10 protein-coding genes and 2 pseudogenes are annotated in these 12,970 nt (G+C 34.0%); 2 read left to right on the top strand and 10 right to left on the bottom strand.

All coding sequences use genetic code 11. From position 1 onward, the window contains the following. Window positions 1-21: 21 nt before the first annotated feature. Entirely contained in the window at window positions 22-972 is a 951-nt protein-coding gene (locus DN389_RS24135; RefSeq protein ID WP_001126161.1) for a metal ABC transporter substrate-binding protein, read from the top strand. A gap of 129 nt (window positions 973-1,101) precedes the next feature. Here the strand turns inward: DN389_RS24135 and DN389_RS24130 are convergent. The 3 genes and pseudogenes from DN389_RS24130 to DN389_RS28975 form a co-directional block, all read right to left on the bottom strand. Beyond that, window positions 1,102-1,383, bottom strand: a pseudogene (locus DN389_RS24130) (transposase); the annotation flags it as partial. Beyond that, window positions 1,384-1,854, bottom strand: coding sequence for a DUF6773 family protein (locus DN389_RS24125; protein WP_142343685.1), 471 nt, complete (start codon window positions 1,852-1,854; stop codon window positions 1,384-1,386). It abuts the pseudogene before it with no gap. 1 nt (window position 1,855) lies between these two features. Then, window positions 1,856-2,085 (bottom strand): annotated as a pseudogene (locus tag DN389_RS28975) (helix-turn-helix transcriptional regulator). Between the two features lie 308 nt (window positions 2,086-2,393). On the opposite strand from DN389_RS28975, the gene DN389_RS24115 reads away from it, so the two are divergent. After that, window positions 2,394-2,840, top strand: a complete 447-nt coding sequence (locus DN389_RS24115; RefSeq protein ID WP_098803033.1) for a hypothetical protein — start codon at window positions 2,394-2,396, stop codon at window positions 2,838-2,840. A gap of 352 nt (window positions 2,841-3,192) precedes the next feature. Here the strand turns inward: DN389_RS24115 and DN389_RS24110 are convergent, their stop codons facing one another. The 7 genes from DN389_RS24110 to DN389_RS28960 form a co-directional block, all read right to left on the bottom strand. Continuing rightward, complete coding sequence (locus tag DN389_RS24110; protein ID WP_098190195.1) at window positions 3,193-3,792, bottom strand: TasA family protein; 600 nt, start codon at window positions 3,790-3,792, stop codon at window positions 3,193-3,195. Window positions 3,793-4,050: 258 nt separating this feature from the next. Next, entirely contained in the window at window positions 4,051-8,292 is a 4,242-nt protein-coding gene (locus DN389_RS24105) for a S8 family serine peptidase (protein ID WP_098190196.1), read from the bottom strand. A 403-nt stretch (window positions 8,293-8,695) separates the two neighbouring features. Beyond that, entirely contained in the window at window positions 8,696-9,337 is a 642-nt protein-coding gene (locus tag DN389_RS24100) for a response regulator (RefSeq protein ID WP_048527415.1), read from the bottom strand. Between the two features lies 1 nt (window position 9,338). Next, on the bottom strand, window positions 9,339-11,171 hold the full coding sequence (locus tag DN389_RS24095) for a GAF domain-containing sensor histidine kinase (RefSeq protein WP_149237708.1): 1,833 nt from the start codon (window positions 11,169-11,171) through the stop codon (window positions 9,339-9,341). Between the two features lie 451 nt (window positions 11,172-11,622). Continuing rightward, entirely contained in the window at window positions 11,623-11,799 is a 177-nt protein-coding gene (locus tag DN389_RS28970; protein ID WP_254981082.1) for a hypothetical protein, read from the bottom strand. Between the two features lie 74 nt (window positions 11,800-11,873). After that, entirely contained in the window at window positions 11,874-12,593 is a 720-nt protein-coding gene (locus DN389_RS28965) for a patatin-like phospholipase family protein (protein ID WP_254981081.1), read from the bottom strand. A gap of 84 nt (window positions 12,594-12,677) precedes the next feature. After that, complete coding sequence (locus tag DN389_RS28960) at window positions 12,678-12,965, bottom strand: patatin-like phospholipase family protein (protein WP_255451039.1); 288 nt, start codon at window positions 12,963-12,965, stop codon at window positions 12,678-12,680. Window positions 12,966-12,970 lie beyond the last annotated feature (5 nt).

The following is a 12,970-nucleotide window of genomic DNA, read 5'->3' as shown; positions in this document are numbered from 1 at the left end:
AAAAGAAAAGAGGAGAACTTCATGCCTAAAAGATTGACTATATTTTCATTCTTACTTATTTTCACTTTAATTTTTACTGGCTGCTCAAATAAAAAAGAAGGTAATGCCAAGAAAGACGGAAAGCTAACTGTTTATACTACTATTTTTCCTCTTGCAGATTTTGCAAAAAAAATTGGTGGCGACTATGTAACTGTTGAAGCGATTTACCCACCTGGTGCAGATTCACATACATTTGAACCAAGTCAAAAACAAACAGTACAAGTTGCAAAAGCGGATTTATTCGTTTATAACGGTGCTGAATTAGAACCATTTGCTGAAAAAATGGAAAAAGCATTACAAAAAGAAAATGTTAAAATTGTAAATGCATCAAAAGGTATTGAACTGCGTACTTCTACTGAAGAAGAGCATCATGATCACGGAGACGGTCATAAAGAGGATGAACATCATCACGATAAAGACCCACACATTTGGTTAGACCCTACTCTAGCAATGAAACAGGCAGAAAAAATTAAAAATGCACTTGTAGAATTACAACCTGATCATAAACAAGAGTTCGAAAAAAACTTCGCAGCACTTCAAACAAAATTTACTGATTTAGATGATCAATTTAAAGCAGCTGTTGCGAATGCAAAAACGAAAGATATTTTAGTTTCTCATGCGGCTTATGGATACTGGGAACAACGCTATGGCCTGAAACAAATTGCTATCGCTGGTATTTCAGCTTCTGATGAACCATCTCAAAAACAGCTTGCTGACATTACAAAAACAGTAAAAGAACATAATCTACAATATATTTTATTTGAAACATTCTCTACACCAAAGGTAGCGTCCGTAATTCAAAAAGAGACGGGTACAAAAATTTTACGTTTAAATCATCTTGCTACTATTTCTGAAGATGACGCGAAGAGTAATAAAGATTACTTCACTTTAATGGAAGAAAACGTAAACACATTGAAAGAAGCTACTAACTAATCAACTTTTGATAAGAAGAGGCTGTCTCAAAAGGTCTTTAAATAAGACCTTTTGGAGACAGTTTTTTATTTTAACTTTAATATGGATGAGAAAATGCCCGATTATAGTAGAAAATCAACAGATTTTCTACTATAATCGGGCATTTTTCGCTTTGGATTGAGCTCTTGTTGTCCATTTCCGTAAATTATGGGCAACACAAATAAAACCCCATTCCAGTCGATTTTTGGAAAGGTCTCGTAAGGAAAAACGTTGGAAGAAGCGATTGTATTTAATATGACCGAATACGGGTTCTACCTCTATTTGTCGTTTTACATATAATTCTTTATCTTCTTTTGTACGTAAACGTTCTCGTACTTCTTTTCGCTGTTTTTGATTTTTGACAGAGACGCTGATAGATTTTGTTTCGTTTCCTTATATTTTATTGGATCTCTTCCATGCTATTACTGTAATAAGATATTGTATACCAAATAGGAAAGCGAAAAGTATAATAAATCTTGCTATTACTGTTAACCATCCAACGAAATCTTCAGGTAAATTATATTTGTATGTGGTAGCACCTATTGCTACAAAACACAAAATAAAGGTATCACTCATTTTTTCTTTTAATTTTTCTTTTAATTGCTCTTTATTATTAATATCTGTTTCATAAACACCAGTTAGAATAGATTTAATAAAGAAGAAAATCATATAACAAATTATAATGGCTAATGAAGCAATCCATTCTAGGAATGGGCGGTGTAGATATGCTCCCCTTATAATAACATCAATAAAAGCTAAAATTAGGACAACAATTCCAGATTGAGCCCAAATTTTCATTTCGATTTGTTGAATTCTTTCATCTGAGTGTGTACTGAGTGAAAACCATTTTTTTAGTTTTTCCATTTTAGAGTTCCTCCCAAAATAATTTATCTAAACTTTTATCTAATGTTTTAGCTATATGTATACAAAATTTTAAAGAAGGGTTAAACTTATTATTTTCAATATGACTACTGGTTTTTCGCCTAGCGTTTACAATATCGGTAAACTCCAGTTGAATTAGACTTTTTTAACTCTTACAATTTTCTCTTTACTTATAGACTTTAAATACGTCTCATTAGTAAATGATAACTTCATACCACAAATCTTATATTCTATATATTAAATTATTAACTACATAAACGCAATATATACTTTACATTAAGACGTATATATATTACCAATCTCTTTATTTTTGTATCTAAAACTATCCTACAAATATAAGAATAGAAATTTTTTTCTGGTATCCCAAATGTAACAGCAAGGGATTTATGTATCCGAGTTTTGGTGTACTTTATATTAAATATGCATAATTACATAATTATTCTTTATATAACGATATTTAAATTTACATTTTTAACCTGTAAAATACAGGATGTTAAATAAATACCTACGGGGTTGTTAATATGAAAAAATTTATGAGCATGTTAGCTATGTGTTTTGCACTTACACTAGCATTTTTACCAACTATTTCAAAGGCGGATTCTTCTCCATTACGAAGTGTTAGCATTAGTGCTGTAGGCGATAATAACAAAATGTATAGTGCAAGTTCTTACTTATCTATTCCTGTTCTTAAAGGCGATTACCTTTATGTGAAAGTTAGTGAAGTAGGTACACCGGATTCATATTCAGAAGCTTTAACTGTTAATGGTATTAGATATGCAGGAAGTTCTTTAGACGAAGTCAGTTCTTATACTGGTCCATTCGGATCTGAAAAAACATTTAGATTACGTATTAAGGATTCTTACATCTTCTCAAACACACCAAATTCAACAAATACTATAGCTTTTGAAGCTAGAGTTCCTTTCTCAATGCAAGTATTATCTAAAAGTATATCGGTTCATGTAGAATAATTTATAACATTATTATTAAATAAAAAATACATCCCTATAAGGACCCTATAAGTGATGTATTTTTTATTTAATAGAAACATAATTTGAACTTACCGTTATAGAAAAAGGGGCACCCTAAAAATGGTGAACTGAACATTGTTCAAAGTTACTTGTATTTATCCCCCAATTAATTGTGCAATTCTAACCTTTTTATCCTCTAAGGAATAGAATCTAAAAAAGAAAAATCGTCATCAGTCTTTTCACCCATATATTTATGGGGAGCTTTACCATTCTCGATAAACTCCCCAGTTTTAAAACAGTTCTTTTAATTGTACACTATACGTTTAAATATATAGTATACAAATTATTACACTTACTTTTCTTCACCGCTTGTTTGCATGGAATTAAACGTCCAATTTAATTTTAATGCATCTCCTTGAAATACATTTTGGTCTTCACCGCTATCTACAAATGTGAACATTACATAAAATGTATCATCATCACCAGGAGCAAGTCCATTTCCTTCTCGGTCTACAACCCCTTTTTGTACAAGTTCAGGAATACTTCCGTTTTGCGTAGCTACCTTTAATTCAGATAATGTAGTAGACCATACTGGAACTTCATTTTTATCCAAATTCCACAAGAAATCCACTCGAATATGATCACCAAAATCAGCATTTCCATTATCGCCTTTCGCATCGATTACACTGTAATCTGTCAGGAGTTTCACATCTCCTATTGCTAAGGTTCCTTTGTTAACTAATTGAAAACCGCGCTCCATTTCATCACCTGGTTTCAGATTGTCAACATTAATAACAACTTCAGGATTCACACTCAAATCTAAAGTACCCGCTGCAAACGTGTTTTGTGATACTTCCTTATCACTAAAATACGCATATGTTCCCCCGCCAATTAACGATAAGCCCAGCGCTGCAGTTATAACACCCATACCAAGTTTTTTCTTCATGCTCATTTCACAAGTCCCCCTATTTTTAAAGTTCAAACTACAATCCTTATTTCCATCCCACAAACAATAATCATTAAGCAACTACCTTGTCCCATAACGAAAGTAAATATACTTTAAACTAGTTACTTCATGTACCCCAACGACTATTACTTTTAAAATAACCGGTAATGTTACCGTATATCATTACCGGTTATTTATTAGCCAATCTCATTTCATTTACTATTCATTGTCTGATTACTTTATTTACTCTAGAAGTCTGTCCACTTATTTTTTTGGTTCTAAACCGATAGATTGTAAGATTTTATCTAACGTCACTGGCCCTACATTTTCTTTCGGTTTCTGATTTTCTTTGGCATCTGGACCCTTTTTCAAGAAGTTTTTCTCAATAAAACGAATATCTGTTTCATCTACAACACCATCTTGATTTATATCTCCATCCTTTACAGATACTTTTCTTTTTCCATATGACAGAGCTGCTATTCTAGCATCTTGAATATCTACCATTTTATCGCCGTTTACATCACCTGCAAGGTTATCATCCATGTCAGCTCTAAAGTTTTGTCCCACTAATTCTCCGTCTTGCATTTTCCCTATTTTTGTTGTTAATTTACTATTTAAATGATCTGGCATTTCTACGAAAATATCATATTCTTTATCGCTTACTGGAACACTATGAATCTCAAAATGCCCGTTATCATCAATCGTTCCTGTATATTTCTTTCCATCCTTGCCAACTGCGTACACTTTTGCTCCTAGTTTTGTATAGTCTTTCTTACCTAAATAGCCCTCTTCATTCAAGAAAGCTTCCAGACCAATATATCCTGTAACCGTTGAATGTTTCGAAACAATCGCAAAAGATTTATCTTTAAACACAGGAATCTCATTGCTTTCTGTTGCACCAACTTTTGTATAAGAGAACTTATCTACTCCAAATGCAGTTAAATCATTAAAGTATTCATCACTCGTCATCTCGAATGTAACATCTAAAAATGGTGTATTTCCATCTAATCCTTTAAATTCTTTTCCTTCCAATGACGCGCCAACTTTCACCTTGTTTTCCCAAGCTCCTTCTTCACTTACCTTCGGATCTTCTAATTTAAGGTTCAGTCCATGTTGTTTTACATATTCCGTAAGCGCTGGATTTGGTTTCACATCTGTAAATTTAAAGAGCTGCTTGTAATAAGGAATTTCAAATGTACCTGACATAAGCTGTTTTACATTATTGAGATTCAAAGTTAACGTAATTTTTTCACCTAATTTTATTTTATCTTTGTCATAACTTGGAACAACGTATTCTGTCCCTTCTTTTACAAAGACATAATCTTTATATCCAGTTGCCATATTCCCTGCAGTGGCAAGGTCATATCCAAATAATCTTAAATTTAACGGCTCATTTATTTCCTCTGGAAGTACTCCAAATTTAAAATCACCATTTGCTTGAATTGTATTCAACCAACCTGATGGGAAGGCTGAGTTTTGATAATATACAATTTGATTCGCTTTTTGATCATACTGCAAGCCTTTTGCTTTTAATACATCTACTGTAGAATCATAAATATTACCATGCACCCATAATGCACGTTGGCCGTCTTCTTCTTTAAACATAGAATCATTTACTTCGTGTATACCAGGTTGTACATCCTTAAATTTCATTTCCGGTATAACATTATCAATGATAATGCTATCGCCTTTTGTATACGATTTCCCTTCCTTATCATATCCAACGAAGTTTAATTCGTAATCTCCATCAGGCAACATAACAGGTTTATCCCCAATTGGATGAGCTGGATCTCCCGTGAATGGAAGTACATACCCTCCCATACCAGAAAACATCATATATTCAACATTCGGTGTTAGACTACTTGCATCTAGTGTACCAACGACTCCTAATGCCTTCCCTGTCTTTCGGTCCTTCACAACTGCATCAATAGTTTCAAGAGGACTATTTACTTTAAATGTCAAAGGCGAACTTGGTCTCTCCATAAATGGATGGAATTTAGATGCATCTGTTGCCATTGCATCTCTCAGTAAATCTACAGACGCAATCCCTTTTTCTGTGAATTTAACTGCAAATGGTACTTGATATACTTCTTTTTCATTGTTTTTATTTGAAATATGAATATATCCCTCATATCTACCAAATTCAGCGTTTTCTGGAATGATAATTTCAGGGCTAATTTCCTCTGATGTACCAGGAGCTACTTTGATAGAATCTTTTACGTTTAGCTTCACACCATTCTTCGCTGCATCTTGCACACCTACACTTGTAGGTGAAAACTCCACCTCTAATTTAAACTCTTTCCCCTCTGTTTTACTGCTGTTCTTTATTAAGACTTTTCGACTATCTTTAATAGGTCCATTTTCAAGTTGGTTTTTATACCCAAATGCAATAGAACCTGTTTTTTCTTCAATTTCTACTTCTTCATCATCTACAACGTTTGATGTTTTATCGACAACTTCGATAGATGTATCCGCATGAACTGCACGATATGCATCAATTCGTCCTGAGCCCACTTCAAATACAGAACGCTCTTCTTTTAGGTCAACCGCGGTATTCATAAGTGCTTCTTTTACTTCAAATGGACTATAGTTTGGATGTTCTTGTAAAATGAGTGCCGCTACTCCTGCAGTATGAGGAGTTGCCATAGATGTACCTGACATACGTCCATACGCTACCGGATAATTTTCTCCATCCTTTGGATCATTAATATATTCAGGAACAGTTGAGAAAATAGACACACCTGGTGCTACAATATCTGGCTTAATATCATCTGTTTTAGTTGCCGGACCACGGGAGCTAAAATCAGCTAAGTGATCTCCCTCTGTTTTTATATTACTAAGTTCTCCAAATGCTAACGACACCTCTCCTTGTACAGCTTTTGCTTGTAATTTCTCACCATCTACTTTTGTTAAGCGGAACGATGGAATAGATGAAGTACTTTCCCCAAGATAACTTGTAATTTCCCCATCTACATTGTTGTATACAATTACCGCCTTCGCGCCTGCTTCCTTAGCATTTTTAATTTTTTCATCAAATGTAATCTCACCGCGTTGGATAAGAGCTAACTTCCCTTTCACATCTTTCCCTGTAAAATCACCTGATTTCCCAAGCCCTGCATATACAACCGATAAGGATTGACCTTTCAAATCTCCAATCTTATCAGTAAAGCTTTTTCCAAGTAGCATCATCTTATCTACATGTACATCACCTGCATCGGCGGAAAACGTTGGAATATTCATTGCAGCGTCACTGGCTCCAACTGTAATGGGAAGTGCCGCTGCACTAGGTGATCCTATAGTACCTTCTTCCGGACCACTATTACCAGCTGCTACTACCGTAACAACACCTGCTAACATTGCATTGTTCACTGCGACAGAAGTAGGATATAAAGGATCATTAATAGATGCTCCTAGTGATAAATTGATAACATCCATATCGTCTTTCACTGCTTTATCAATCGCAGCAAGAATACCGCTTGTTTGTCCACTTCCATACGGACCTAATACGCGATATGAATATAAATCTACATCTGGAGCAACACCCTTCACTGCATAATCTACACTATTCTGCTTGTCTGCAGCAATTGTCCCAGCTACATGCGTACCATGGGATGTATAATATGCACTTCCATCATAAATCTCAGGGTATCCTCCAGAATTTTGCCAATCCTTATACGTTGTCTCCATTGGATCGGCATCATTATTCACAAAGTCCCATCCTTTTATTGAGTTCGGATCTATTTTGCTTGGATCCTCACCTTGTTTTGCACGATATCCCTTATATGCATCTTTCAAATCCGGGTGGTTGTAATCAATACCTGTGTCCAGTACACCTACCTTAATTCCTTTACCTGTTATTTTTTCATCATGCAGCTTGTCCACACCAATTTGCGGTACACTATCTGCCATTTTCGGTTCAACAGCAGTCTTAGCTTTGTCTTTCGGCAAATCAATTTTAACCTCATGATCTTCCCATACGCGCTTAACGATACCAGTACGAACTAAGTCTTCAATCATATTCGCTGGTAAAGAAATCGCTACACCATTAAAAGCATTCTTATATTCTCTTGTTATTTTTGCAGATTTTACATTTGTCCCTTTCTCTTTATTCTTTTGAAGCTGTTCAAGCTCTGCTTTAAACCCTTTATGTGATGCCTCTACCTTTTGTTCCGCATTTGAAAGAGCTACCTTTTTCCCTTTAGCCGCTTGTTTTAATACCTCAATTTTGCTAGGTGCTTGCTTAAATTCTATAATCACATTCACATTATTAGGACTTGCTGTATTAATACCTGGCGAAATAACAAAACCTGGTTTTGTATCTAACGTTTTTAAGGCATTACGTTGTTCCTTGGTAAGACCTTTCAAGATAGCATTTGCATCATCAATTCCAGTTAAAGTAGATGTATTTACCTCTTCTGCTAATACGTTATATGGAATTCCTTGAGACAATAACATTCCAACTGTTAACGTTCCAATAAGAATCTTTCCAAATTTCCCTCGTTTCATATTGCATCTCCCCATTATTCATATTATTTTTTGAAACCAATTGATTCTTACATTCCTACTTAGCATTGGAAACTCTATCAATCTTAATCTTTTGTATCATGAAAGATTTCCAACACTACTACCATCCCCATACCTCATATAGCTACTCACTCACTTTACTCTTTCTATAGGAGCCCCCCATCATCTATTTTCAATAAAAGATTTTCACAAAATGAATTATTAACAAGATTAAAATGTAATTCTATTTTTATTATTCCACATTTAGATTATTCTGAAAATTGAACAAAAGGAGTATCTTTTCTCTAAGGATTCTATGCCTACATAGTACAAAAGAACTATCTTGTCCTTTATTCTTTGTGATACAGAATAAAGCGACACGATAGTTCTTTGATAGATTTCTTATTTAATCTAGCGGAACCAATTGATTTCGAACTGCATAAATCACTGCTTGCGATCGACTTTTCACATTTAACTTTTTAAAAATTTTATTGATGTGTATTTTAACTGTTTTATCACTAATATATAAAACTTCAGCAATTTCTTTATTACTAAGTCCTTTTACTAGTTCAAAGAGAATTTCCTTTTCACGTTCCGTCAGTTCATTTTCATTTGATTCTACTTTCATTTTTTGCTGATGATATGTAATTAATTTTTTAGTCATACGCGGATGAATAACTGAATCGCCTCGATATAACATTCGAATTGCTGCTACTACCTGCTCTGATGAGGAATCCTTCAATAAATAACCATCAGCACCGGCCTGGAGTGCATCCATTAAATACTCATCATGTTCATACATGGTAAACACAAGTACTCGGCAACTCGGATAATTTTTTTTCACTAACTCTGTAGCTTCAATCCCATTTTTCCCTGGAAGATTAATATCCATCAAAATACAATCTGGTCGGCATTCTTCTACTTTTCCCAATACTCCATCCCCAGAGCTAGCTTCTCCAACCACTTTCATATCAGATTCATCCTCTAGTATGCTCCGAATTGCATCCCGTAAAAAAGCATGATCATCTACTACTAATATTTTAATCATTTTACGCACCCCTTGTTTGTGAATCTGGAATTAACAGTGTAATTTCTGTCCCTTTTCCTACAGAACTATCAATCTGTAAAGTAGCCCCTAATTGGTCAGCTTGTTCATTCATATGTAATATACCATAATGTGGCTCATTCTTTGTTTTAACCATAGACTCAAATAGTGAAAAGCCAACTCCATTATCCTTAACCCTTAAGAGAACGTGTTCACTTTGATAACTGAGTAAAACATCTGCCTTATTTGCTTGTGCATGTTTTACAATGTTTTGCAAACTCTCTTGTAATGTATCAAATATAACTCTTTCTTTTGAAAAACTAAGCGCACGTGCATGACCTCTTTCATGATAGGTAATGTCTAGTTCATATTCTTGTTTTAAAGATTTTATTTTACTTGCTATTGCCTGCTTAAGGCCTAATTGTTGTGTCGGATATGGTTTTAAAGCATAAATAGAATAGCGAACTTCTCCTAGGCTTCCTCTTAAATCTTTTATGCTTTTCTCTACTACTTGCTGCATATCAATTGGTTTATCACGGTATTTTTTCTGCGCGGATTCTAGTTGGTATATCACCCCGGCTAATGTTTGCGCAATACCATCGTGAATTTCACGGGCAATTCTATTTCTTTCTTCTAAGATCATTCTTTTTTCCTGTTCAGAAATCAATATCCTTGTTTTAACTACGTTAGCTAATTGGTTAGAAAATGTAGCTAACGACTGTACATCTTCCGGAAAGAAACCCGCATTTCTACTTTTCCCTGCAACAAACATTCCGACTAATTCATCATTTACTTTAAGAGGAAAATATACAAGTGAGCGTATGACACTATCAAATATTTCATCTTCAGGAGCCGTACCAATTTTCCAATCATTAAATACAAGATTTTTAGAAAGTTCCTCAAACGCCCTATACTTTTCTGAATCATCAGAAATACGAGAGCGGACTTTTCCATCTTTTAATAGAATATTCCAGTTCCCATCATCTTTTGTCCATATTACATATGCTTGTATGCCAAAAAACCCTTTAAGTGCTTGTTTAATATGTTTCAAGTTTCCTCCGGTTAATCCTCGACTAATTTCGGTCGTAATAAGAAATAACTCATATAATCGTTCCTTCTCCATCCTTATCCGTACAGAAAAAGAACTAATAACGGAAGTTGCAACAAGTGGAAAAAAGAAAAACAGTACTGTAATCTCGTTTACTTCCACACTATATGTACTAATTAATACGTGCATCAGTGCCGCATAAGAGAAACCAAAAGTTTCGCAAAGAAATACCGTTACGGTTTTTTTATACCACTGATAGATTGAATATGGCTGCGGAAGAAGTATCATTAACAAATCGTAAAAGCGGTTGTTGAAAAAACAAAAAAACACGCAAAATAATAACAACGATATTAAATTTTCATACAGAACTGACATATCGAACTTATTAATGAATAAGGACATACATTTGATTGAAAACCATTCGGCCAAGATCAAACTAAGTGCATGCTGATTACTATTAAATAACATCCTTTGTATCGGTGAACGACGATGCAGGTGAATGATTAGCGTTACGAATACAATAGCAATAATAGTTATATGAATTCCAAACTGCCAACTCATAGCGTAAATGATCGGAAAGGTAAGCGAACTAGTTCCTCTCCAAAATCTTACAGGAAAATACTCTGCAATCCCCATAAATAGTAACAACAATATTAGTATTGTTGGATGAGAAGGGATTTTAATTTCAAGTAAAGATATAGTTATAGTAACCAAACCAAGAAAAGAAATAAAATAAAGATAAAAACTAGCAATCTTTTCTCTCATAAAGATAGAATTTACATCTTTCAAAACAACCCCTTCTTTCTTTATAAAAACTTCATTTTCTCTATTATCCAATAAAAAACCGGCACTGGCAAAATGGAAGAACATCCACTAGCCAATCACCGGCTGTGTACTGCACCTAAAAAGGCAAGTCACAATACTAGTATATATCAGTTCGTAACATTTACCCATTAGTCAAATGGTGTAATTGTACATACTTTTAGACTTAGGACTACTAGTACAAAAGATGTATACAAAGTTTTAATTTTGATTCACTAAAATAATTCTAAAAAAATAGGAAGTCAACCGTAAATACTTACGTATTGATTTTATCCAAATCTAATTAACATATCGTTTAATTATCGGTAGCAAGATCAAAAATGTTAACTATTCACCGGGATTTGACCCTTCCTGCTCTTTCGGGAAAGAGTCTTCTTGGCTAAAATGATAAAATTCCCCTTTTGATAATTTCATTATTTTAAAATTTATCTACATCATGTAAATTCTCAAAAAATCCTCCCGTAAATCTATGTTTTCCACCTCGGCGTAATATTTTTTCTAGACCATCCATATCTTCCGAAGGAAATACAGGAATTGGCACGGTATTTATATTCTCCATGTACTCAGGTAATAACGATCTTAACGCGATATCCATTCTTATTTCGCCTGCACGCATTAAAGTATTAATCTCACTATCATGAAAACTGTCTAAATCAGTTCGAAGACCAGCTAACAGACTTTCAACATCCTTAGAACGATTTGGTAATTTATAATCAGGTAAAGAAGTTTTATCATTATAAAAAGGATTATTATTTTTTTAAATAAAGATTGAATAGGTTTACTAAGAATAAGTTGCAATCCTGGGTATATTTTGGAATCTAAGGTTTTTAATAATCTTCTCCTTAAAACTACAATTTGACTATTAGATGTATCTAAAATCCGTTTAGTTAATTCAAAATGTGAAGGTATTTCATCTTCTCTCCAAAATTTCTCAGATGCAGAAGCGTCTAAAACAAGGTAAATTTCATCAATACTTGCGTCTGGATCGGGAATAAATTTCATAGGCTCTTTTCTATGTTTTGTATTTGAAGGGGAACTACTGTTTTTGTTCTCACCATCTGATATTAATATCGGCTCAGTCCCGATATTATCAAATACCCCTCCATCAGAAAACCAAAGTGTGTCAAATTTCAACAAAGGATTCCCCTGCATCCTATTTTCTGGATCACTAAAATTTCTTCCCTCTAATGATAGTGATATAGGTGCGAATAAAATTGGAAAAGCAGCTGAGGTCGCAACAGCATAAGAAACTGTAATATCATCAAAATCATTTGATTTTCCAATAAGTGTTCCATATATTTCTTGATTGGAAAAATAAAACATCCTCATCGTATCTAAACAAGTTGTATTACAGTACCATTTTATAGGGGAATTTTCTAATTCCTTCATTCTTACCCCTTCACATAAATATTTATCTAACATTGTCGGAAAGGCTTTGCTGCATTTTTCATGAATAGACTTGAAAGACAATGCTTATTTTGTAAACGAATTTGTGAGTAACTTTGTACGAAGGTCTATTTGTCCTAATTTTACCAACGGATTCACTACGCGTTCTTCAAAATCATTTACATTCCGGAATGATCCACCTTTATGCAATGCAAGCATAATAGCGGCGGCAGTAATGCTGCCACCTGAAACAGAACTTATGCTATTTACACAATGATCTAGCTTGCATTCAACTAAACGTTTATATCCCCCTAATGCATAAAAAGTCGCTCTAAACCCACCTCCAGAAAGCGCTAATTTCAATTCCTTCTTCATCAATG

Origin of the sequence: Bacillus sp. AY3-1, assembly GCF_008368785.1 — a bacterium.
Lineage (GTDB): Bacteria > Bacillota > Bacilli > Bacillales > Bacillaceae_G > Bacillus_A > Bacillus_A wiedmannii.
The sequence above is the reverse complement of the archived record's forward strand: the minus strand, read 5'-3'. Positions and strand labels throughout refer to the sequence as shown.